26 protein-coding genes and 1 riboswitch are annotated in these 21,147 nt (G+C 41.0%); of the genes, 17 read left to right on the top strand and 9 right to left on the bottom strand.

Annotation, left to right across the window (positions count from 1 at the left end; translation table 11 throughout):
• Positions 1–16: 16 nt before the first annotated feature.
• A complete protein-coding gene (locus tag KR50_RS02090; protein WP_041054196.1) occupies positions 17–247 on the bottom strand; it encodes a hypothetical protein in 231 nt (76 codons plus the stop codon).
• A 195-nt stretch (positions 248–442) separates the two neighbouring features.
• On the opposite strand from KR50_RS02090, the gene KR50_RS02085 reads away from it, so the two are divergent.
• Positions 443–814, top strand: a complete 372-nt coding sequence (locus KR50_RS02085) for a helix-turn-helix domain-containing protein (protein WP_052476680.1) — start codon at positions 443–445, stop codon at positions 812–814.
• Between the two features lie 372 nt (positions 815–1,186).
• Positions 1,187–1,957: a class I SAM-dependent methyltransferase gene (locus tag KR50_RS02080; RefSeq protein ID WP_041054193.1), complete on the top strand. Its 771-nt coding sequence runs from the start codon at positions 1,187–1,189 to the stop codon at positions 1,955–1,957.
• 107 nt (positions 1,958–2,064) lie between these two features.
• Here the strand turns inward: KR50_RS02080 and KR50_RS02075 are convergent, their stop codons facing one another.
• Positions 2,065–3,105 (bottom strand): NAD(P)-dependent alcohol dehydrogenase, encoded by a 1,041-nt coding sequence (locus KR50_RS02075; RefSeq protein WP_041054190.1) that lies wholly within the window; start codon positions 3,103–3,105, stop codon positions 2,065–2,067.
• Between the two features lie 207 nt (positions 3,106–3,312).
• Between KR50_RS02075 and KR50_RS02070 the strand changes: the two genes are divergently transcribed.
• The 3 genes from KR50_RS02070 to KR50_RS02060 all read left to right on the top strand — a co-directional run bounded on the left by KR50_RS02070 (position 3,313) and on the right by KR50_RS02060 (position 4,668).
• Entirely contained in the window at positions 3,313–3,726 is a 414-nt protein-coding gene (locus KR50_RS02070) for a MerR family transcriptional regulator (RefSeq protein ID WP_041054188.1), read from the top strand.
• 86 nt (positions 3,727–3,812) lie between these two features.
• Entirely contained in the window at positions 3,813–4,160 is a 348-nt protein-coding gene (locus KR50_RS02065; protein ID WP_052476677.1) for a hypothetical protein, read from the top strand.
• A gap of 88 nt (positions 4,161–4,248) precedes the next feature.
• On the top strand, positions 4,249–4,668 hold the full coding sequence (locus KR50_RS02060) for a hypothetical protein (protein WP_041054185.1): 420 nt from the start codon (positions 4,249–4,251) through the stop codon (positions 4,666–4,668).
• Between the two features lie 266 nt (positions 4,669–4,934).
• Here KR50_RS02060 and KR50_RS02055 read toward each other — a convergent pair whose 3' ends face one another.
• Positions 4,935–5,378 carry a MarR family winged helix-turn-helix transcriptional regulator gene (locus KR50_RS02055; protein ID WP_041054181.1) on the bottom strand — a complete coding sequence of 148 codons (444 nt, stop codon included), beginning with the start codon at positions 5,376–5,378 and terminating at the stop codon, positions 4,935–4,937.
• Positions 5,379–5,485: 107 nt separating this feature from the next.
• Between KR50_RS02055 and KR50_RS02050 the strand changes: the two genes are divergently transcribed.
• From KR50_RS02050 to KR50_RS02035, 4 genes are all read left to right on the top strand, one after another.
• Positions 5,486–5,902 (top strand): organic hydroperoxide resistance protein, encoded by a 417-nt coding sequence (locus KR50_RS02050; RefSeq protein WP_041054178.1) that lies wholly within the window; start codon positions 5,486–5,488, stop codon positions 5,900–5,902.
• A 319-nt stretch (positions 5,903–6,221) separates the two neighbouring features.
• Positions 6,222–6,806 (top strand): DUF4352 domain-containing protein, encoded by a 585-nt coding sequence (locus KR50_RS02045; RefSeq protein ID WP_041054174.1) that lies wholly within the window; start codon positions 6,222–6,224, stop codon positions 6,804–6,806.
• 220 nt (positions 6,807–7,026) lie between these two features.
• Positions 7,027–7,485: a DIP1984 family protein gene (locus tag KR50_RS02040; protein WP_041054170.1), complete on the top strand. Its 459-nt coding sequence runs from the start codon at positions 7,027–7,029 to the stop codon at positions 7,483–7,485.
• A 390-nt stretch (positions 7,486–7,875) separates the two neighbouring features.
• On the top strand, positions 7,876–8,271 hold the full coding sequence (locus KR50_RS02035; RefSeq protein ID WP_041054166.1) for a VOC family protein: 396 nt from the start codon (positions 7,876–7,878) through the stop codon (positions 8,269–8,271).
• Between the two features lie 38 nt (positions 8,272–8,309).
• Here KR50_RS02035 and KR50_RS02030 read toward each other — a convergent pair whose 3' ends face one another.
• Positions 8,310–8,765 (bottom strand): hypothetical protein, encoded by a 456-nt coding sequence (locus KR50_RS02030; protein ID WP_041054163.1) that lies wholly within the window; start codon positions 8,763–8,765, stop codon positions 8,310–8,312.
• Positions 8,762–8,962 carry a helix-turn-helix transcriptional regulator gene (locus tag KR50_RS02025; RefSeq protein ID WP_041054162.1) on the bottom strand — a complete coding sequence of 67 codons (201 nt, stop codon included), beginning with the start codon at positions 8,960–8,962 and terminating at the stop codon, positions 8,762–8,764. The genes KR50_RS02030 and KR50_RS02025 overlap by 4 nt, the downstream gene beginning before the upstream one ends.
• Positions 8,963–9,135: 173 nt before the next feature.
• Between KR50_RS02025 and KR50_RS02020 the strand changes: the two genes are divergently transcribed.
• Positions 9,136–11,049 (top strand): 3'-5' exonuclease, encoded by a 1,914-nt coding sequence (locus tag KR50_RS02020; RefSeq protein ID WP_041054159.1) that lies wholly within the window; start codon positions 9,136–9,138, stop codon positions 11,047–11,049.
• A gap of 309 nt (positions 11,050–11,358) precedes the next feature.
• On the opposite strand, the gene KR50_RS02015 is transcribed toward KR50_RS02020, so the two are convergent.
• Both KR50_RS02015 and KR50_RS02010 read right to left on the bottom strand, forming a co-directional pair.
• On the bottom strand, positions 11,359–11,760 hold the full coding sequence (locus tag KR50_RS02015) for an NUDIX domain-containing protein (protein ID WP_041054156.1): 402 nt from the start codon (positions 11,758–11,760) through the stop codon (positions 11,359–11,361).
• A gap of 46 nt (positions 11,761–11,806) precedes the next feature.
• Positions 11,807–12,136 (bottom strand): nucleotide pyrophosphohydrolase, encoded by a 330-nt coding sequence (locus KR50_RS02010; protein WP_041054153.1) that lies wholly within the window; start codon positions 12,134–12,136, stop codon positions 11,807–11,809.
• Between the two features lie 336 nt (positions 12,137–12,472).
• Between KR50_RS02010 and KR50_RS02005 the strand changes: the two genes are divergently transcribed.
• From KR50_RS02005 to KR50_RS01995, 3 genes are all read left to right on the top strand, one after another.
• Positions 12,473–12,943, top strand: a complete 471-nt coding sequence (locus tag KR50_RS02005; RefSeq protein ID WP_156969437.1) for a hypothetical protein — start codon at positions 12,473–12,475, stop codon at positions 12,941–12,943.
• Between the two features lie 271 nt (positions 12,944–13,214).
• Positions 13,215–14,351, top strand: coding sequence for a M50 family metallopeptidase (locus KR50_RS02000; protein ID WP_041054149.1), 1,137 nt, complete (start codon positions 13,215–13,217; stop codon positions 14,349–14,351).
• Positions 14,352–14,433: 82 nt separating this feature from the next.
• Positions 14,434–14,883, top strand: a complete 450-nt coding sequence (locus tag KR50_RS01995; RefSeq protein ID WP_041054148.1) for a hypothetical protein — start codon at positions 14,434–14,436, stop codon at positions 14,881–14,883.
• A gap of 86 nt (positions 14,884–14,969) precedes the next feature.
• Here the strand turns inward: KR50_RS01995 and KR50_RS01990 are convergent, their stop codons facing one another.
• Both KR50_RS01990 and KR50_RS01985 read right to left on the bottom strand, forming a co-directional pair.
• On the bottom strand, positions 14,970–15,341 hold the full coding sequence (locus KR50_RS01990; RefSeq protein ID WP_041054145.1) for a VOC family protein: 372 nt from the start codon (positions 15,339–15,341) through the stop codon (positions 14,970–14,972).
• Positions 15,342–15,501: 160 nt separating this feature from the next.
• Complete coding sequence (locus tag KR50_RS01985) at positions 15,502–15,870, bottom strand: DUF2294 domain-containing protein (RefSeq protein ID WP_041054142.1); 369 nt, start codon at positions 15,868–15,870, stop codon at positions 15,502–15,504.
• Between the two features lie 241 nt (positions 15,871–16,111).
• A riboswitch (cyclic di-AMP (ydaO/yuaA leader) is annotated at positions 16,112–16,254 on the top strand.
• A gap of 852 nt (positions 16,255–17,106) precedes the next feature.
• On the opposite strand from KR50_RS01985, the gene KR50_RS01975 reads away from it, so the two are divergent.
• Genes KR50_RS01975 through kdpB form a run of 4 tightly spaced genes read left to right on the top strand, consistent with a single transcriptional unit; the run spans position 17,107 to position 21,141 of the window.
• Positions 17,107–17,214 carry a hypothetical protein gene (locus KR50_RS01975; protein WP_041054136.1) on the top strand — a complete coding sequence of 36 codons (108 nt, stop codon included), beginning with the start codon at positions 17,107–17,109 and terminating at the stop codon, positions 17,212–17,214.
• Positions 17,214–17,291: a potassium-transporting ATPase subunit F gene (locus KR50_RS18865; protein ID WP_084215467.1), complete on the top strand. Its 78-nt coding sequence runs from the start codon at positions 17,214–17,216 to the stop codon at positions 17,289–17,291. Before KR50_RS01975 ends, KR50_RS18865 begins: the two co-directional genes overlap by 1 nt.
• Before the next feature lie 31 nt (positions 17,292–17,322).
• Positions 17,323–18,984, top strand: a complete 1,662-nt coding sequence (gene kdpA / locus KR50_RS01970) for a potassium-transporting ATPase subunit KdpA (RefSeq protein ID WP_041054479.1) — start codon at positions 17,323–17,325, stop codon at positions 18,982–18,984.
• Positions 18,985–18,999: 15 nt separating this feature from the next.
• Entirely contained in the window at positions 19,000–21,141 is a 2,142-nt protein-coding gene (kdpB, locus tag KR50_RS01965) for a potassium-transporting ATPase subunit KdpB (protein ID WP_041054134.1), read from the top strand.
• Positions 21,142–21,147 lie beyond the last annotated feature (6 nt).

Here is a 21,147-nt window from a genome sequence, read left to right as displayed (position 1 = left end):
ACCAGCGATTCACTGGTCACGCTGTTTTTTTACGGATTTTCACGTCCACATACCCCGGCTCGATTTGAATCTCCATATATTCATTTATCATTTCATTTTTTTCGCTCCATGGTACACGCACACTTGACAGCATGTTCTCCTGGTCATTAAGAAAATCAAGGGATGTAATATCATGAAAGTTTAAAAGACGGCCAAGTATTTCAGGGCGGTCGTGGACGCGGTTGCTGACCGGATTGGCTGTATACATACCAAGTGGTTCCGGCTGCTCCTCAGAATTGTAGTTTAGTTCAGACGCATCTTTCGTGCTGATTTGGAAATGAACATCGTCTGCATAAAATACATCATACTGTTCCCGGCTGTTCTCCTCTTTTTGAAGTGAATCAAAGGACAGTTTTTGAAACCGTTCTGCTTTCAGGATAATAGATACCGTTATTCACGGGGGATGGGCAGTACAAACATTAACTTGCCAGATGATATTCGTGAAACTGTCCACTTTATAGAAACGCATTATGACCAGCCCCTGTCCCTTGAAGATATTACAGAACGGGCAGCCCTCTCTAAATATTACTTCACCAACAAATTTCAAAAATATTTAAAAACAACTCCCATTCAATATTTGACGAAAACACGTATAAAAAAAGCAATGGATCTTTTAATTACGACCAATAAACCCATTCAAGAAATTGCAGTAGAAACCGGATATACAAATGCTAACTATTTCAGTAAGGTTTTCAGAAAGATGATTGGAATGTCACCTGACAGCTTTCGCAAAGATAAAAGAATGATTGATTTTCAGCATATTATTATTGATTGAACATTGACTAAGCTAGATTTTTAAGAAAACAGCAGCATATATATACACTGAAGGTTGAAGAGAAACTGATTCAAGCTACGATGCATGGGCAGTAAGTGCGTATGCATTTTTTTGTTGTATTTATTTTTGCTATGTTAAAGGTCGTTGTTGATATTTGAATGACCAATACACGATGATAATAAAGGTAATTTAATACCGGTTATCGAAACACAGGATATAAATAGTTTGTCTACGTTCACGAGATAAGCCTGTTTCTTATTTAACTAACGGGTCTCGTTTTGAGAGAACAGGATTTTTTATGTTAAAAGTAAGAAAAGTCAGTTAATATGGTAGAATTGACGGTGCTAAGACGAAATAATAAGGAGCCACTACATGACACGTGATAATTTTGAGGAATACGATGACCCGGCTTTATACGATAAAGAAAATGCGCAATACCTTTCTGAACTGCCCTTTCTACTAAAATGGGCTTCTAAAACGCAGGGAACGATTCTCGATTTAGCCTGCGGCACAGGGAGAGTGACCATTCCTCTAGCTCAAAAAGGGTACCATCTTGCAGGGGTGGATATCCATAGTGGGATGCTCAAAGAAGCTAAAAGAAAATCAGCTGGCTCGGACTTGAACATTGATTGGATCGAGCAGGACTGTACGAAGCTTGATCTAAGCTTTAGAAGTCATTTGGTTTATTCGGTTGGCAATTCCTTTCAGCACTTTTTAACTAACGAAGCGCAGGACGGATTGCTTTCTTCTGTAAATCAGCATTTGGAAACGGACGGCATCTTTATTTTCGGGACAAGGTTTCCAAACGCAGAGGAACTGCTTCAGCCAAGTACGGAGGAATATTGGAGAACGTATACGGATCATGACTGTAAAGTGGATGTTTCGACCCTCAGTGACTATGACGCTCTAAATCAAATTCAGCATTACACCACGATACGAAAGTTTAAAAACAGTCATGGTGAAATGGTGGATGAGAAGCGCACAAAAATCAGTTTACGATACGTCTTTCCGAAAGAAATGGAACGCATTCTTTACGCAAATGGATTTGATATTGTTGCCGTGTATGAGGACTGGAATGATACACCTGTGACAGATGACAGCATGGAAATGGTTTATGTGTGTAGAAAAGTACGGTCTATTTAAAAAGAGTCTGCTGCCACAAATGGGACAGCAGACCTTTTGCCACACCCCAATGCAGAGGGTAAGTCATTCCTCAGACTGTGGGTTATTCATTCATTAGGTCACCTCGATTACATTGTGCTGATATCAATAACGAAGCGATATTTAACGTCAGAGTCAAGCACGCGTTTATACGCATGATCGATGTCATCAGCCGAGATGATCTCAATGTTCGGCGCAATGTTGTGCTCTGCGCAGAAGTTGAGCATGTCCTGGGTTTCACGGATGCCGCCTATCAGCGAACCGGCGAAGGAGCGGCGGTGAGGAATCAATGAAAAGGCATTGACTTCCAGCGGCTCTGCAGGTGCTCCGACGTTTACAAGAGAACCATTCAATGCCAGCAGGGAAAGATAGGCATTCAGATCAATCTTTGCACTGACCGTGTTAATAATCAGGTCAAAGGTGCCGGCAAGCTCGGTAAAGGTATCTTCGTCACTTGTCGCGAAGTAGCTTTTTGCGCCGAATTGCAGACCATCTTCTTTTTTATTGAGCGTACGGGAAAGAACGGTTACTTCTGCTCCCATTGCATGAGCAATTTTCACGGCCATATGACCAAGTCCGCCCATTCCTACTACCGCCACTTTTTTACCAGGTCCCGCATTCCAGTGGTTGAGAGGGGAGAAGGTGGTAATTCCCGCGCATAGTAATGGAGCCGCCTCATCCAATCCGATGCTGTCAGGGATGCTGAGAACAAATTCTTCTGTCACCACGATATGTGTGGAGTAGCCTCCCTGAGTAGGTTCACCATATTTATCGGTGCCGGCATACGTCGGGATATTTCCTTTTAAGCAATATTGTTCTTCCCCTTCACGGCAATTCTCGCACTCCCCGCAGGAATCCACCATGCAGCCTACGCCTACGCGGTCTCCCACTTTGTATTTCGTCACATTTTCTCCTATATCTGAGACAATCCCCGCAATTTCATGTCCTGGAATAAGAGGGTAGTTCACTTCCCCCCATTCGCCATGTGCAGTATGAATATCAGAGTGACAAATTCCAGCAAATTTAATTTCAATCAGTACATCCGTCGTGTCCAATTCACGCCGCGTAACTTCAGTTTCACGAAAATTTTGATCAGGACCGTTTACCGCTCTAGCTTTTGCAGTTACCATAATAAAACCTCCACTCCTTATTTTAAGAGAAACGGACCTGGAGCAATCTCCTAGATCCCGGACTCTTGCCCTCAGTCTAAACCCTACAGTTAACTCTAGGTCAAGAATGAACATGCTGAGAATTTTGACAGAGAGAAAAGGGGGCTGATAGAATCATTTCATTACTTATAGTTAACTCGAAATCTATTGTATAAAAGGAGAAAATGCATGAAAACCTATTCCATCAGTGAAGCAGCAAAATACCTGGATTTAACCGCCTACACCTTGCGCTATTATGATAAAGAAGGATTGATTCCCTTTGTGGAGCGAACCGAAAGCGGCACAAGGCGGTTTAAAGAAAAAGACCTTGACGCATTGAGAATGATTGAATGCCTCAAATCAACAGGAATGCCGATAAAAGAAATCAAGCATTTTATCGACTGGTGTTTAGAAGGGGATGCCACATTACAGCAGCGCTATGATATGTTTCTTGAAAGAAAGGCCTGTGTAGAGGCACAGTTAGAAGAAATGAAAAAGACGATTGAAATGATTGAGCACAAATGCCGGTACTATCAAACAGCACTCGAAGCTGGTACAGAAGACATCCATAAGGGTGCCCGACTGGAGTTTCCTGAGTATTAATGATCTGATCATCAATGGGGGATTCTATGCAGAAAAGCTAGGGAGACGTCCGTAATAAGCTATTTTAAAACGAAGCGCAGGACGGCGTGCTTTCTTCTGTAAATCAGCATTTGGAAACGGGTGGCATTTTTATTTTCGGCACAATGTTTCCAAGTGCAGAGGAGCTGCTTCAGCCAAGTACGGAGAATTGGAGAACGTATACGGATCATAACTGTAAAGTGGATGTTTCGACCATTAGTCACTATGACGCTCTAAATCAAATTCAACACTATACCACGATACGCAGGTATAAAAACAGTCACGGAGAAATAGAGGATGAAAAGCGGACGAGAATCAGTTTAAGGTATGTCTTTCCAAAAGTAATGGAACGCATTCTGTATGCAAATGGATTTAATATTGTTGACGTGTATTCGGTTAGGATAAACTTTCGATAGGACGTTTAGCGGAATGAGATTTCTCATAGCATACTATACTTTCACGTTCCGGCATTTTATACTAATAGTAAAGAAAGGAGGAGTAAATATGGAACACGATATTTTAAAAGCGATTGCAGAGCTTCAAAAGAATATGGAAAGCCGCTTTGAAAAAGTAGATCATCGCTTTGATGGAATCGATGAGCGTTTGCAAAAGCATGATGAGCAATTTATCGGAATCCGCACACAGTTGAAAGAACACGATGAGCAGTTTACCGGGATCCGCACGCAGTTGAAGGAACATGATGAGCAGTTTACCGGAATTCTCACCGAGCTTAAAGATAAATTTACCGGGGTCCATACACAGCTTGACCGTATGGAAAATGAGCGTCAGGCAGAAATTATGTCTATGCTTAAACACATTTCGCAAAAGCAAGACGTGAATAATCAAAATAATGATTATTTGCTGCACAAAAATCAAGAGCATGACAAAGAAATATACCGTTTGAAAAAGCACTTTCAAAGTTAAATTCAATGATCCCCGCACGTCTTCAGAATACCCTCCGATTTAACTATTTCATGGCGATTCGCGCTTTTATTGACTTGATTATTAGAGTCATCATCGTACTTGTTTATTTAAAATTCCCTGTTTGAATTGATCATAAAACAACTTTGGTAATGCAGTAGAGGATCATTTGATCATCTAGTCATTGCTTGGAGCATTTCATGGATTTTTGTGACATGCAGAGAGCAAGTTTAAGGATGCTCTATTTCACCCCGCCTTTATTTGTATCATTAACAGTCATCGCCGGCAGAAAGGTTGAGACGGCAAGCTAATTCATCCAGCAGTTGCCTGTAACGGATAAATTCCTCTTCATCCAGTCCCAGTACTTCATTAATTTTCGCAGGTATCTCCATTGCATCCTCTTTGATCGTTCCACCTTTTTCTGTCAGCGTAATCACAAGCTGTCGTTCATCATCAGGGTTGCGGGTTTTCTTCACATAACCAAGCTCAATTAATTTATTTATCAAAGGTGTCAGCGTTCCGGAATCAAGCTGCAGGCGCTCCCCAATTGTTTTTAAAGGAATGAAATCCTGTTCCCATAGCACCAGCATGACCAGATATTGAGGATAGGTCAGGTTAAGCGGAGCCAGCAGAGGGCGGTATCGCTTACTTATTTCCTTGGAAATCGCATAAAACGGAAAGCATAATTGATTGGATAAAGATAATGGATTCATAAAAATCTCCTCCTTAGAGAATCATATCATTTGCAAATGAATTTAAGTTGTGTAAAATTAAATTGCACACAACTTAAATATAACACACTTTACAGGAGGAATCATTTATGAAAAAACTATTTACTTCAACCGCAACAGCAGTAGGCGGACGTCAAGGACGCGTAACATCAGAAAGCGGATCATTCGACCTGCCTCTTGCTATGCCAATGCCTGGCCAAGATACAAAAGGTTCAAGTAACCCGGAAGAGCTATTCGCAGCAGGATACGCAGCATGTTTTGATTCTGCGATGAACATCGTTGCGCAACAAAAAAATATTCAGCACGAAGGCTCTGAAATCACAGCGCATGTATCTCTTAACAAAGGAGATGCAGGCTACATCCTTTCAGTTGAAATGGATGTACTAATTAAAGGAGTAGAAGAAGACGTGGCGCGCCAATTAGTAGAAGAAGGCCACCAGGTTTGCCCTTACTCAAATGCAACTCGCGGTAACATGGATGTTAATTTTACGGTTCGTACAGCTTAATTTAAAAACAGATGAAACCCGGAGATGCTTATTGTCTCCGGGTTTTTGTGTTGAGAAAAGAGAACCAGCCCTCTTCCTATGTCCTCGTATAGGTAATGATTTACATTTAGCTGCTATAAGAATTATCATTTATTTTCGATTCGGCTTTCTTCTAGAATAGCAAACGAGTATGACGGTGTAACTGTATTTAATGCTTCACATGGACATGACTTATCAGCAGCCAAAGACTGGTTTCTTCGGTACCGAAATAGGTGAAATAAGCCTCCAATTGCTTGCATAAGATAGGTCTATAAATGAGTAATGTGGGGGGCACACGTAAATGAATAAGGTATTAAAATTTTCCTTGATGGGATGCGGTGGACTTATCGCCGTTATTGCTATCTTAATAGGTATTTTTATTATTCTTGCTGTCTTCCTAGGGAGCGATGACACTGAACCTGTTTCAATTACTCAAACTCCACAAGAAGAACCTGAGGATGAAGTACTTGTAGAACCTGAAGAAGAAATCACTGGGATTGGAAGCCCTTTAGATGTTGAGGGTGTCATATTCACAATCAATTCAACTTCTACCGCTACAAATGTGGGTGGTGAATTTGGTGAAAATGCCAAAGGAGAATATTTAATTATAGATGTGACAGTTGAAAACAATAGGAATGAATCAATATCAGTTGATTCTTCATTCTTTAAGCTGCTTATTGATGGTGTAGAATATAAAGCAGACGGAGGAGCAGCGATATACGCTAACCAAGATACATCTTTCTTTTTAGAAAGTGTAAATCCAGGCTTATCATTAACAGGATCGGTGCCATTTGATGCCCCGCCTGGTCTGGATATATCTAATGCTCAAGTTCAAGTTCAAACAGGTTTTTTCGGAACTGAAACAGGTCTTATCAATCTTCAATAATTAGATAATTCACTGCAAAAACACCAATAATCATGCTGGTGTTTTTTCTATTTGGAAGGAAGTAGAAAAAACCGATTCCATATCAGCTGAAAGGACAGCAAGATTTAAAATAAATGACGAGCAAACCCCAGGGGTCATCGACGCTCAAATAATAACTGTAAATTCTAACTATTCAGTGTTAAAATATGCAAATAAACAGCAATGGTCAAGGAGGGGTTCGGTGAAACTGGCAGAAGCGTTGATTTTACGAGCGGATTATCAAAAACGAATAGAACAATTGAGGCATCGCCTTATTCAGAATGCGAGAGTTCAGGATGGGGAAGAGCCGAATGAAGACCCAAAAGATCTCCAAAAAGAGCTGCTTCAGATTTTAAAGCAGCTAAAGGAGCTTATTCAGGGAATCAACCGGACAAATTTGACAACCCCTTTTGATGAAGAGAGATCGCTTGCAGATGCATTAACAGAGCGGGAGCTGATTGGTCAGGAAAGAAGGATTTTCAGTGAGCTTGCGGAACAGGCTTCTGTTCGTCACGACCGATATTCCCGGACGGAAATCAAATCTGTGTCTACGGTTGATGTAAAGAAAACACAAAAACGGGTGGGTGATCTGTCACAGGAATATCGTCAGCTTGATACAAGAATTCAGGAATTAAACTGGCTGACCAGCTTAATTGAGTAGGACAGCCTGCAGGTAGCGATGGAAAAGGCGAGTACCAACCCACCAATGGGGAAATTGGAAGGTAACTTTATGGTACGGGCTTAGGGGCAGCCCTAATGGTTCGAGTCCTGTCTAACACTGATGCCCATTACAGTTACATGATAACAAATGAGCAATAACACTTCACAACCTGGTACTGATTTTCTTATCGTGAGGGAGGGAACGGGGATCAAAACTTTCGGCACTTTGCCGGAAGTTTTTTTAATGAATAAATAAAAATTGAACGATTAAACATTTGTACTGATAACTAACCAGGGGCTCTTTTTGCTTCTTTTCACTTTAACAACTATAGGTTATAATAAAAACGAAAAATTAACTAAATAATCACATAATTTAAAAGGAGGTAATAAAATGGGGAGACTTGTTCATTTTGAAATTCATGTACAGGATATGGAAAGAGCGAAAAAGTTCTATGGTGAGGTTTTTGGCTGGACGTATGAGGACTACAGTGAATATACGGGGATGCCTTATTTTGGAGCTGTCACAGGCGATGACAGTGAAATGGGGGTAAACGGGGCACTTATGCAGCGACAGGGTCCTCCACCAGAAGGAAATCAGGCTGTAAATGGATACGCATGCACCATGATGGTCGATGACTTTGATCAGACTGAAGAGGTCATACTTGCAAATGGCGGCATCGTGGCGATAGCCAAGCACGCGCTCCCGGGAATGGCCTGGCAGGGATATTTTAAAGATACAGAAGGCAATATTTTTGGCATTCATCAGCCGGATGAGCAGGCAAAGTAAGGAGAGGGACCATCTTTGGATTGATCAAAGATGGTTTTTTAGATTAGCTCCTTATTCTTCTTATATGAGCGCTTAAGAGAAATATAGCTCGATAAAAACATGAGTAGAAAAACCGTTAATAAGAATCCGAGAATTTCCGCCCAGTCACTCCAGGTTGCAGGAAATTGAATAAAAATAAAGTACATACAGCAAAAAATCAGAATAAAAGAGAGAGACTTTACAAGGATTACATAGCGTTCTTTTACATACGCTTTTTCTGTTGCTACCTCTGTATACTCTATTCCGGATAAGATGTACCTGCCCGAAATATAAAGGATAAAAACCCCCACCGCGATTAATAAAACAGTCTCAGCATCAAACTTAGTGTACCGTTTTATAATGGTTAGGAAAATCAGTGCAAGAAAAAGTATGCTGCCTCCTTCAGCCAAGAAGGCCAGAATTTTTTTCTCTTTATATTCGTCATTTGGCAGTAATAAACTGACCCAGGTTTTCATTCGTTTTCGACCTCCCAAAATAAATCATCCAACGTTTTATTCAGTTCTTTGGCAATTGACACGCACAACTGAAGGCTTGGATTGTATTGCCCTTTTTCAATGAGTCCGATCGTTTGCCTCGTTACCCCTGTTTTTTTGGCCAATTGCTCTTGTGTAATAGAAGCTTTTAATCTGTTGAGTCTAACGTTATTTTTCACTTTGTCACCTGCGCAATGTAATATATAGTTTGCATATGCAATTTATATATTACATTCTACTCGAGAATAAGTCAATTGAAGAATGAAATAGATACAATAAAATCAAAAATATGTAAAATAGCTATAATAATATAGTATAATAGGTATAAATATCTAAAAACGGGGCGTGGCTAATGGCATATACAATTCCAGAAACAATCAGAACGACAGCGACGGCAGGTGAACGGCTATTATTTAGAACGTTAAAGGAGTATTTACCTGACGACTATATTGTTTATTATGAGCCAAATATCCTTGGCCGCAGGCCGGATTTCGTGATCGTCGGACCAGATTTGGGTCTGGTGGTGCTTGAGGTTAAGGATTATACAAAAGGGACCTTGTTTCAATTAAATCAGGATGAATGGATTATTGTATCTTCTTCAGGGGAGCAGGTAAAAACGAAAAGCCCAATGCTTCAGGCCCGGGAAAATATGTTTCATTTAGTCAATGCGTTGAAAAAAGACAAAAATCTCTTACAGCTTGAAGGAAAGTTTGCTTCTTATTTAAAGTTTCCCTATGGCTCTGGAGCGGTGTTTACACGTTTGACCCAGAAGGATTTTATTTCTCATGACTTGTATCGAGTAGTGGATCCAACACTATCTCTTACGCGCGATGAGATTAATCCTGATGATGAATCTTTTTCAGAAGAAGTGCTTGTTGAGAAGATTTTAAATATGTTTACCGTTCCTTACCGTTTAAGAGAGCCTCTTTCAAAAAGCGATATAGATGCGATTCGCTATCATTTGTTTCCTGAGGTGCGGATCAGTGCAGAATTTAAGCCAGCATCTCCCTACCAGGATCAGTTGCTGCTGTCTCTACATAATATTAAGGCAATGGACCTTCATCAGGAAAATATGGCCAAGCAAATTGGTGACCAAAACCGTCTGATTCGTGGTGTGGCAGGAAGCGGAAAAACATTGGTATTAGCGAGTCGTGCAAAGCTGCTGACCAAGGAACATCCTGATTGGAAGGTTCTGATCCTATGCTACAATATTTCATTATCTCGCTTTATTGAACAGATGATTAATCAAATGATGACAGAGCCTGATAACCTTTTTGATTTTGACGAACAGGCAGATTCCACTAAACACCAAATTGAGGTGCGGAATTTTCACGCCTGGTTGAAGCAGGATTTAAAGTGTAAAGAAGAGGATATTCCGTTGCTCATCAATAAGCTGAGGAAAGGAGAGGCAATTTTACCTAAATATGATGCGATTTTAATAGACGAAGGACAGGATTTTGAATCAGTATGGTTTGAACTAGTCAGTGAGCTCTTGAATCCTGATACCAAATCACTGCTACTAGTGGAAGACCGGGCACAGTCTATCTATAAACGAAAACGGAGCTATGTTCAGGATACCGGATTGGACTTTCGGGGACGTTCAAAAATTTTAACTATAAATTATCGGAATACTGCTCAAATTGTTTCGTTTGCATGGGATTTTTATCAATCACAGTCAGCACTTAAAAACAAAGTGGTTGCAAAAGAACTTGAGGGAGAAATTATTGCTCCTCAAAGCACGAAACGCAAAGGATTTGAACCGGCAATTTTAAAGACAGATTCATTTTTGAAAGAAGCAAAAATTGTTTCAAGACAACTTAAGAAGTTGCATCTGCAGAAGAAAGTTCCTTACGCAGAAATGCTGCTTCTTTATCGTGTGAAGAAGACATACAACATGAGTTACATAGACATTCTAAAACGTGAATTAAAAGCAGAAGGCCTCGATTTTTATTGGATTACTGAAAATAGTGAGTCTAAGCGAAATTTTCATAAAGATGATGGCAGGGTCAAAATTAGTACAATTGAGAGCAGCAAGGGCCTGGATTTTCAAGCTGTCTTTATCTTGAATGTCGATAGCATGCCTTTTGTTCTCCAAGATGATATCGAAAGGGAAGCATCACTGTTGTACATTGGCATGACAAGGGCAAAGGATTATTTATGCCTGTCTTACTCGGGTGAATCCTTATTCACAAACTATTTCGATGCAATTTTAAGAGAGCGTGAGTCCGTGCTTCTTGACCAAAAAGGAAAAGACCAAGTTCATTGACGAGAAGAGTGACTGAAGATGCTTAGGGTTACCGCAATCACATCATAAGTTTTATTACTATTGAGTGTTACAAGCGAACCTTTCAATCATCTATTGGCTAAAAAAATGAACCCGTCAGATGAAGGAAATTACAATCTGCAATGACTAGAAATATGAAGTGACCGGAACAGAAGGTGGCGACTCCCTGCAGAATGCGAAGGCAATTAAAACCCTGCAAGGCAAAGCCAGAGGAGAGCTTAGCGCCGTCCCTGCGGAAAGTGTCCATCTGAAGCGCAGGGAGCCGGTCAAAGATCCTTAGACGAGGTCCTTTTACGCTTGAACCTGCTTCATTACATCCCGAACCGCCGGAAGATCCGCAGGCGCCCAAACGAGAGATTCAAGGTTTCGGCGCGGCATCCAGATAAGTTTTGAATGCTCGGTTGCCACGGGTGTGCCGCTTATGAGTTCAGCTTTGATTGAGATCAGATGGATAATGAACGTATCGTACTCGTGTACATTCTCATTAATGATGTCATGCGCTTTTATGGTGCATAGGAGTTCCTCTTCAATTTCTCTTTCCAGTGCCTCCTGCAACTGTTCACCGCTCTCCACTTTGCCGCCCGGGAATTCCCACATATTTGGGATCAGCATGTCATGAGAACGCAGTGCACACAGGATTTCGTCCTTCTCGTTTTCAATAACTGCTGCAACTACTTTTACCGTTTTCTTCATAAAGACAGCTCCTGATCAATAAAATTTACTATGTACTTGGTTCTGCTTAACGGGATCTTTCGGCCTGCTTACTGTTTTTAACTGGATACTTCAATCCGTTTTTCTTGATTTTTTCCCTCACGATTTGCTCCACGTCCAAGTTGAGCTCACTGCAGAGAGTCAATGAGTAAATCAGAACATCAGCAATTTCTTCTTTTATGTTTTCCATGTTCTGCTCAATAGCTTGCTCGGTGCTTTTCCACTGAAAATCCTCTAACAACTCTGCTGCTTCGATTGAAATGGAAATGGCGAGATCTTTTGGATTGTGCGATTTATTCCAGTTCCTCTCCTCACGAAATTCATTGATTGCGTGCATCAGATCTTCTAATTGAGTCATCCGCTTCAGTCCTTTTTGTTTACTCTTATCCTATCACACTGCTTCTTGTTAAAAAGAATTTATTGATCATTCATGATTCATTGAGTTCAATTGAATCTATCTGGGCCGTACGTTCGTATGTAGAGGATCATAAGTTTTTATTTCATTAACTATGTTAAAGTTTGTTGATGATACTTGAACCACCAGAACACGATGATAATAAAAGTGATTTAATCCCAATTGTCGAATATAGCAGGTTAACTCAACAAGAATACCTAGCCCATATTTTTTGCTCTGTTTTAAAATAATGGTAATTGATAATTACTCTTCGGAATCTTACTTTCAGTTACTTGTCAGATGGTAAGAGATTTAGGAATAATCGATTACCCTATTAATAAAATTTTAACAGGAAGAAAAAGGGGTGATTTTATTTTAGTGAAACTCAGGAAAATTAATATGAAAACTGCGGTATTTATGGGAATTATTTTTTACTCTTTGACGATCTTAATCCACTTTCTGATTATAAGTAAACGTATTCCATTCACATGGGTTAATGGTGGGAGGTCTGAATCATTCGCTGAACAGCTGCCAATATCTATTATAAGTATCGTTATTTCTATTATTGGAGTAGTTTTTACGATTATTGTTGGTAGAATTAAACCATATAAATGGAGAGTAATACCCGTTATATGTTGGTTTTTGGTTGTACTTTGGTCTTTCGGATTTATACAACAATTGTTTGGAACACCTTTTGAAGTAATGGTTTGTTCGTTAATATTGCTTATTGGAGTTATCTCGAACTTGCGTATGGCGATTGAAAAAGTATAGATGTAACGATTGAATGGTACGTTTGTGAATAAGTTCATGTAAACTACAGAGTGATTAAGTTAAAGAAATCATTAAAAACAACAAAAATAGGTTGGCAAAACTCGAAAAGTTAAAAAAAAGCAACCGTAATGATAAATAGTAAGAGGGGAGCGGAAAGCGTCAGCCTGAAGCGCAGCGAACCGGTTAAGGAGGCTGAGACACGGCCTCTTTTATCATATTGAAAAACAACATTAAACTATTATAAAGCCATTTCCTCAAAAGGGTGTTGAAAATGGAACAACATAATCAGAAAAAACCCGCTAAATTATGGCCTAAACTGGCGGCAAAAGCTGGACAGCTCGCAGGAGGCGCTTTAGTCGGTGTTTTAATTGCCTCTTATATTATACGAGAAGATGTGGCATTCAGCCTTAATGGTGTGGTCTATCTTTTATTCATCATGTTATTCAGTATTATTCTCAGTGTCATGATTCATGAGACAGGTCATGCGATCGGCGGGAAGATGGGCGGCATGGAAGTGATGAATCTTTCCTACGGCCCGTTCGTCTATGCAAAAGTAAACGGAAGGAAGCGTTTTTTCTTTCGGCTTCCGGCACTTGGGTATTTGGGACGTGCCATGATGCGTTTTCCTGAGCCGATCCCGGAAGAAATCCTGCGCAAGAAGATGCTTCGATTTATTTATGCAGGCCCAATTTCAAATCTGGTGACTGGTATCCCTGCTGTTGCTGCTGCATATTTGATTTGGCCGTCTGGCGCTTTGCTGATTTTTGGTGTAATCAGCCTATTCTTCGGACTGACAAATCTGGCCAATGTTGAAACGGCAGCGGGTGCTCAAAGCGATGGAAGAGTGATTGCGATGCTGAAAGGAAAAGAGCCTGGTGCAGAAGTGATTTTGGTAAGCTATCAGCTTCTGCAGGAGGATCCTCAGGCGATGGGGCGATGGAGCGACGAAACCATCGAAAAGACCGTGCGCGTCATTGAGCAATATAGAGACTGGCCGCTCGCCTCTTCGCTTCTTTCAACGATTGGACCTTATTTCTATACATCCAATCCGGAACGCTTTCTTGAACTAACCGAAGGGAAAGTCTTTCAGCCCCGCTCAAAACAAGCGGCTATTCTGCAGGATATGAAGGATGTGGCTGCCGCTGCTGGCCTCTATTTTGCCGGCAAGTTAAAGGACGAAGACAATATCGAAGAAAAACTTCAGCTCATCTCAGATCGCGAGCCTGTATCCCGGTATCTGCGTGATGCGTATTTAGCGATTGTAAGAGATCAAAATGACAAGACGCTTGCTGCTCTTGATCAGGCAGAAGCCGCAATTGGCGAGTGGCATCCGCTCTACCTTGAAGGAACCGCGCTGCACCAATTAACAAATGAGATGAGAGACAGGCTTACATTAAAACAAAGTTGAAAGATAGAAAATTTACTTGCATAGATGAACGCTGCACAAGTACAAATCCGATGAAGCGTTCATCGATCAGAGGAGGGATGGAATGAAACGGATCTCTTTTTTTATCCTGGTAAGTGGCATCATTTTGTTTTTACTTATGTACAGATGGGTGGACTACAGGGAAAAAGAACTGACTGATGTGTTACATGCGGAAGAAATCATTGATGTCTCGTATACGTACGTCCCACAGGGCAGTGACCAGTTTGAAAATACAGAGCTTGGGAATCCGCAGGCATTGAAAGAACTCCTTGGATTCCTCAGTCAATATAAAGTGAAGAAAACCGGGTTGAGAGATTTTGAATCCCGCTACCCGGAAGAGCAGCTCAATCTGCATTTTATTTATACTGATGGGTTTGCGACCTATTCTTCACTATTTGAGAGAGATGTTGTGCTGGCGGGTGAGAATCAGTATAAGGTGATCAATGGGCCGCTTGATCAGGAGTGGGTGGAGGAGTTTAAAAAGAAGTATTTATTGGGGAGTAATGGACAGTGAAAAAGGCTATTGTTTCATGTGGAACATCATATAAAAATTAAAGCATAGGCGGGATGTTTTTTCCTATGCTTTAATCAAAACCAATACTACCTATGCTGGTCCACCAGAATTGGATTGCCGTCCGGATCTTCAAGCGTAAAACTCGCAGGTCCCGAACTGTTTTCATCTGCCTCACTTGTCAGTGGTACGCCGGCTGCCTTAAGCTTTTTCTGCAGTTCCCGCACATCTGTAAACGAATCGATATTCGCAGCATCCTGATCCCATCCAGGATTAAAGGTAAGCATGTTTTTCTCAAACATCCCCTGAAATAACCCAATCACAGTTTGTCCATTCTTTAAGATCAGCCAATTCTGTTCAATATTGCCTCCCAAACCCTCAAAACCAAGCTCTTCGTAAAATGCTTTAGACGCATGGATATCCTTTACATTTAAACTGATTGAAAAAGCACCTAATTGCATGCAGATCTCTCCTTTTTATAATGAAAATAGTCTATTCATAACGTATTTCAACGTAAGAGTGGAGAATCCTGCATTATGAACTCGTTTTAATAAGCATAAGGCTGCATCGAAAGAACAGATTAATTCAATATTTATCAAAATAATCCCATTTTATTAAAATTTATTGCTCTATCGTTTTTTCCAAATTCTTGTCGATTACAAACACTTCCATCCGCTCACCGGTCTTTGTACTGATATCACTGTGACTTGATAAAACCTTGCAGCCTGTATGCTTTTCAACGATTTCTTCAATATTTGTGCTATACATTTCTCTTAAAACCTGGCGCATCTGTTTGACAAGCTTTCTGCCAGTATCATGTTCTACCAGGTGTTTTTCTTCAACCGTCAGTACGCCTTTGAACCTCACAATCACCATGTCCTCTAAAATATAGGTTCTGGTTTCCTGTGGACCCCGGCCGATCAGCTCTCTTTGCATTTTTATAAATGCTTCACTTAATTCGGCCTCTAATCTTCTTTTGGAAGATTTCATCTTTTTTCCTCCTCAATCAATACGGATGGTCAATTTCAAGGCTTATGTTACTGAGAGGTTAAAAAGATGTCAATAAAAAATATAAATTTTAAGATTCGAAGAAAAAGATTGTCTCGGTTAGTAATCGGTAGATAAATATCATTTTTATAGTTAAAACGATTAAATACAGTCAATTATAGCTGTTTTTAGGGATTTACAATGTCTTGAGGCAGGAGTAATATATTGCTCGTAAGCAACACCCAAATATTTTCGGCCAAATCTCGGTAACGAGAACGGAGGACCCAATCACCTGGGGTTTATTCTACATTTGTAGAAGGGATGAGAGTCAAACTCTTTCGCCATCCTACCCGTCAGCTAACTTCGTCGGCTAAAGCGAAGGAGGTCATAGAGACCACCTTTTTCAAGGGGCTTTTTATGCTGTTCTAAAACAGCATAAGGGGCAGCTTGATTAATAAGTAGGTCTTTTTATTATGCCTATTTTGAAAAAGTGAACATGGAAGACAGAATGCATAGAAGGCTGTTTCAGCCGGCTAGGCGTTAAGTAGGCCAATGTGTGCTTTTTCTCCAGATACACAAGAGTTTTTTGATCAATTCATTCTTCATGAATGCTGATTGATCCGTGCTCTTGTCAATTGTCGGGGGGAAAAGTAAGCATTGGTCTATTTTTGTTTTCTGAACCTGGGATTTTTTTACAAAGGAAACCTGGTGGATGAAAATGAACGCTGCATTTATTCCAGGTCTTTTATTGGCATGAATGAATCTATCGCTTCAGATATGGGAGGTGCTGCAAAAGAAAGGAGGACATCATGTTCACATTGGAGCGGCCAAAAGATACTCCATTAGTTTTAATACCCACTAGTGAAATACTGAACGAGATAGTGAGTTATCTGACAGATTCGACGTCATGCTGTTTTCTTTCCCCGAATTCCCAAATTACTGAAAGTTTGAGGGAGAGAGGATTCCAGGAGGTGATCGAGTTTTGCCAGGATGATAAGTGCTTGCTCCTTGATGACCACTTCAGTAAGGTCATTGTTTTTGAGAGTCATATTATGAATACGTGCGAGACGATGAGAATCATAAAAAACAGCACCTGTGCACCTGTCATTATCATTACTTCACCGGCACCTCACAGGTATCCTGTAAGCCTTTATTACTCAATGGGTGCCACCTATGTGGTGTACACAAAAAGCAGATATATCTCATGTTTTCTAAAATAAAATCAGGAGGTTTTTTACCATGTTGGATGTAGTCATGATCGGGCTTTTCATTACCCTGCCATCCCTTATGCTTGGACTGGCAAATTGGTCTTCCGCGTTAGTGGATCAAGGAAGTGAGAAGTTCTGATGATCTTTTTACTCGGTGTTACCGCAGTTATTACATTGTACTTATTTTATGTCTTGCTTAATCCAGAGAAATTTTAATAAGTTGGAGGAATATTAGGTGATTACAACAATTCTATCGATCTTCATTACACTGGCAGTGATGGTCCTGATTGCTAAGCCTTCAGGAATCTACTTGGCGAAAGCATTTGATTATAAAAAAACAGGGCTGGATAAAGTGTTTGGCCCACTTGAAAACCTGCTCTTTAAGTTAAGCGGGATTAAGAAAGTGAATCAGAGTTGGAAGCAATACGCATTGGCGTTAATCCTGACTAACGGTTTCATGATCATACTGGTTTTTGCAGTCTTTAGGCTTCAAGGTGTTTTACCGCTGAACCCCAGTGGAAATCCGGGGATGGAACCGACACTGGCCTTCAATACGGCCATTAGCTTCATGACTAATACAAATCTTCAGCATTATAGTGGTGAGTCGGGTCTTTCTTATCTGGGGCAGATGATCGGAATCCTGTTCATGATGTTTGCTGCACCAGGAACGGCTCTCGCGGTTGCCATCGCATTTGTAAGAGGTCTTTCTGGTAGAGAAATTGGAAACTTTTTCGTGGATTTATTCAGAGCCATCACACGTGTACTTATGCCCGTTGCCCTTGTGACAGGATTGATTTTCGTGGCGCTTGGTGTTCCACAGACATTAGAGCCTTCTATAACAGCGGAAACAATTGAAGGAACTGCACAGGAAATTGCACGCGGTCCTGTTGGAACGTTCTTATCGATTAAAGAGCTTGGAAATAACGGCGGCGGATTCTTTGGAGTCAATTCTGCACATCCTTTTGAGAATCCAAACGCGATCAGTAATTTCATTCAGATTCTATTGATGTTTCTGCTTCCTGCTGCTTTACCGTTTACGTATGGAAAGATGGTCGGTAACTTTAAGCAGGGGCGCGTTCTGTTTGTCTCTATGTTAATGGTTTTTATTGTGTTCCTGTCAACAGCTTTGTTCTATGAATATCAAGGAAATCCAGCATTGAATGCGTTAGGAATCGACACAGAACAGGGCAGTATGGAAGGGAAAGAAGTACGGTTTGGAACAGGTCAATCTATCTTTTATGCGCTGGTGACAACTGCTACTGAAACAGGGGCTGTTAACACCATGCATGATACGTTAACGCCTATTGGAGGGATGCTTGCCCTTTCCAATATGTTATTGAATACCGTTTTTGGCGGTGTAGGTGCAGGCTTCATCAACGTTATGATGTACGCAATGATTGCTGTTTTCTTGTCAGGGTTAATGGTCGGGCGTACACCTGAGTTCCTTGGCAAAAAAATAGAGGGCAGAGAAATGAAGCTGATTGCCATCACGATGCTGATGCAGCCGCTCTTAATTTTAGGGGCCTCTGCAGCAGCGCTTTATACACCTCTTGGGACAGCAGCCATCTCTAACAGCGGTTTTCATGGAGTTTCACAGGTGGTTTATGAATACACCTCCTCAGCTGCCAATAATGGATCAGGATTTGAAGGGCTTGGTGATGCAACACCGTATTGGAATATTACCACGGGGATTGTGATGTATATAGGACGATTCTTTGGCCTCATTACAATGTTAGCTGTTGCCGGTTCATTGGCATCTAAAAAGCTTGTTCCTGAAACCGTGGGAACATTCCGCACGGATACCCCATTATTTGGAGTGATCCTGGTTGGTACCTTCTTTATTGTGGGAGCGTTAACCTTCTTCCCAACTCTCGTATTGGGACCTGTAGCAGAATACCTGACATTGTAGATAGGAGTGGAAATGATGGCAAATCTTTTAGTGAAAGAAACGAACCGCGCTGCTGAATTTCCAGAAAAAGAGAGGAGAGGTTCATTTCAGAAGAACCTTCCTCAGCAGCCGAATCATAATGACCATAAGGATGGAAAAAAATTGATGGATAAAGAAATGGTAATTCAGGCGCTTAAGGATTCTTTTATAAAGCTTGATCCAAGAAAAATGGTAAAAAATCCGATTATGTTTGTGGTGGAAATTGGTTTTATTATTACCTTGATTTTGTCTTTTGCACCAAATGCATTTGGCAACAGCGGAGTTGAGCCATGGTTCAATTATACCGTGAGTTTAATTTTGTTGTTCACAGTGTTATTTGCCAATTTCGCTGAAGCAATTGCAGAAGGACGCGGAAAAGCACAGGCAGATTCGTTAAAAAAATCAAAGCAGGAGATTACAGCTAACCTTTTAAAAGGGAATGGGAAAACAGAAAAGATTTCTTCAACATCGCTGAAAAAAGGTGATGTAGTTATGGTCTCTCAAGGAGAAATGATCCCTGGGGACGGTGAAGTCATTGAAGGACTTGCGTCTGTAGATGAATCAGCAATTACGGGAGAATCAGCTCCTGTTATTAAAGAGGCAGGGGGTGACTTTAACTCGGTTACCGGAGGAACAAGAGTGGTCAGTGACCAGATTAAAGTGAGGATCACCAGCAATTCCGGGGAATCTTTTCTCGATCGAATGATTTCATTGGTTGAGGGAGCTGAACGTCAAAAGACTCCAAACGAAATTGCATTGAACACGGTACTGACGAGTTTAACGTTAATTTTCATGATTGTCGTCGTAACGCTTCCTTTTTTCACGAATTACCTTGGATTTGCCCTTGAAATCCCGATCTTGATCGCATTGCTCGTCTGTTTGATTCCCACAACGATCGGGGGACTTTTATCCGCAATAGGAATTGCCGGAATGGACCGGGTTACGCAGTTTAATGTTCTTGCGATGTCAGGAAAAGCGGTTGAAGCAGCAGGGGATATCAATACAATTATCCTGGATAAGACAGGAACGATTACATTTGGCAACCGTATGGCGAGCAACTTTATTCCAGTAAGCGATGCTTCTCAGGAAGAACTTCACTATTGGACTGGAATTAGTTCATTAAATGATGAAACGCCTGAAGGACGGTCCACCATAGAATTGCTTAAAGAAAAAGGCAGCAAGCTGAATGCTTCTGAAGCAGCAGGCGGCCAGATTATTGAGTTTAAAGCAGAGACGAGAATGAGCGGTATGGATCTTAGAGATGGCCGCCGGGTGAGAAAAGGGGCTGTCGATTCAGTTAAGGATTGGGTGATTGCGCAGGGAGGAACCATTCCTGCAGACCTTGATGAAGAAGCAAATGAAATCGCGCGTGAAGGCGGTACTCCTTTGGCGGTCGCAGTGGATTCCCGAATCTTTGGACTCATCTATCTTAAAGATACCGTCAAGCCTGGAATGAAGGAGCGCTTTGATCAACTGCGCCAAATGGGCATTAAAACCATCATGGCAACAGGAGATAATCCTCTGACTGCTGCGACAATAGCAAAAGAAGCTGGAGTAGATGAGTTTATAGCAGAATGTAAGCCGGAAGATAAGATTGAAGTCATTAAGTATGAACAGTCCCAAGGGAAACTGGTGGCCATGACAGGTGATGGAACGAATGACGCTCCAGCTCTTGCTCAAGCAGATGTAGGGCTTGCCATGAACAGTGGAACAACAGCGGCAAAAGAAGCAGCCAATATGGTTGATTTAGATTCAAATCCCACAAAAATCATAGAAGTGGTTTCGATAGGAAAACAATTGCTTATGACAAGAGGTGCACTGACCACATTTAGTATTGCGAATGACATTGCTAAATACTTTGCCATTATTCCTGCCATGTTCATGCTTGCGATTCCGGAAATGACAGCATTGAATATCATGGGGCTGTCTACGCCGTTGTCAGCGATTTTATCAGCATTGATCTTTAATGCCATCATTATTCCAATGTTGATCCCGCTGGCCATGAAAGGGATTGCCTATAAACCAATGAGTTCAAATGCATTGTTAAGCCGGAATTTAACGATCTATGGACTGGGTGGAGTCTTGGTTCCTTTCATAGGAATTAAATTAATTGATATGGCCGTTTCATTGTTTATCTAAAATTTA

The organism is Jeotgalibacillus campisalis, from assembly GCF_000829515.1.
GTDB lineage: Bacteria > Bacillota > Bacilli > Bacillales > Jeotgalibacillaceae > Jeotgalibacillus > Jeotgalibacillus campisalis.
The sequence above is the reverse complement of the archived record's forward strand: the minus strand, read 5'-3'. Positions and strand labels throughout refer to the sequence as shown.

Coding starts and splice junctions, on each gene's coding strand:
- KR50_RS02090 (WP_041054196.1), bottom strand. CDS start 247: ATGTATACAGCCAATCCGGTCAGCAACCGCGTCCACGACCGCCCTGAA.
- KR50_RS02085 (WP_052476680.1), top strand. CDS start 443: ATGGGCAGTACAAACATTAACTTGCCAGATGATATTCGTGAAACTGTC.
- KR50_RS02080 (WP_041054193.1), top strand. CDS start 1,187: ATGACACGTGATAATTTTGAGGAATACGATGACCCGGCTTTATACGAT.
- KR50_RS02075 (WP_041054190.1), bottom strand. CDS start 3,105: ATGGTAACTGCAAAAGCTAGAGCGGTAAACGGTCCTGATCAAAATTTT.
- KR50_RS02070 (WP_041054188.1), top strand. CDS start 3,313: ATGAAAACCTATTCCATCAGTGAAGCAGCAAAATACCTGGATTTAACC.
- KR50_RS02060 (WP_041054185.1), top strand. CDS start 4,249: ATGGAACACGATATTTTAAAAGCGATTGCAGAGCTTCAAAAGAATATG.
- KR50_RS02055 (WP_041054181.1), bottom strand. CDS start 5,378: ATGAATCCATTATCTTTATCCAATCAATTATGCTTTCCGTTTTATGCG.
- KR50_RS02050 (WP_041054178.1), top strand. CDS start 5,486: ATGAAAAAACTATTTACTTCAACCGCAACAGCAGTAGGCGGACGTCAA.
- KR50_RS02045 (WP_041054174.1), top strand. CDS start 6,222: ATGAATAAGGTATTAAAATTTTCCTTGATGGGATGCGGTGGACTTATC.
- KR50_RS02035 (WP_041054166.1), top strand. CDS start 7,876: ATGGGGAGACTTGTTCATTTTGAAATTCATGTACAGGATATGGAAAGA.
- KR50_RS02030 (WP_041054163.1), bottom strand. CDS start 8,765: ATGAAAACCTGGGTCAGTTTATTACTGCCAAATGACGAATATAAAGAG.
- KR50_RS02020 (WP_041054159.1), top strand. CDS start 9,136: ATGGCATATACAATTCCAGAAACAATCAGAACGACAGCGACGGCAGGT.
- KR50_RS02015 (WP_041054156.1), bottom strand. CDS start 11,760: ATGAAGAAAACGGTAAAAGTAGTTGCAGCAGTTATTGAAAACGAGAAG.
- KR50_RS02010 (WP_041054153.1), bottom strand. CDS start 12,136: ATGACTCAATTAGAAGATCTGATGCACGCAATCAATGAATTTCGTGAG.
- KR50_RS02005 (WP_156969437.1), top strand. CDS start 12,473: ATGGTAAGAGATTTAGGAATAATCGATTACCCTATTAATAAAATTTTA.
- KR50_RS02000 (WP_041054149.1), top strand. CDS start 13,215: ATGGAACAACATAATCAGAAAAAACCCGCTAAATTATGGCCTAAACTG.
- KR50_RS01995 (WP_041054148.1), top strand. CDS start 14,434: ATGAAACGGATCTCTTTTTTTATCCTGGTAAGTGGCATCATTTTGTTT.
- KR50_RS01990 (WP_041054145.1), bottom strand. CDS start 15,341: ATGCAATTAGGTGCTTTTTCAATCAGTTTAAATGTAAAGGATATCCAT.
- KR50_RS01985 (WP_041054142.1), bottom strand. CDS start 15,870: ATGAAATCTTCCAAAAGAAGATTAGAGGCCGAATTAAGTGAAGCATTT.
- KR50_RS01975 (WP_041054136.1), top strand. CDS start 17,107: ATGTTGGATGTAGTCATGATCGGGCTTTTCATTACCCTGCCATCCCTT.
- KR50_RS18865 (WP_084215467.1), top strand. CDS start 17,214: ATGATCTTTTTACTCGGTGTTACCGCAGTTATTACATTGTACTTATTT.
- kdpB (WP_041054134.1), top strand. CDS start 19,000: ATGGCAAATCTTTTAGTGAAAGAAACGAACCGCGCTGCTGAATTTCCA.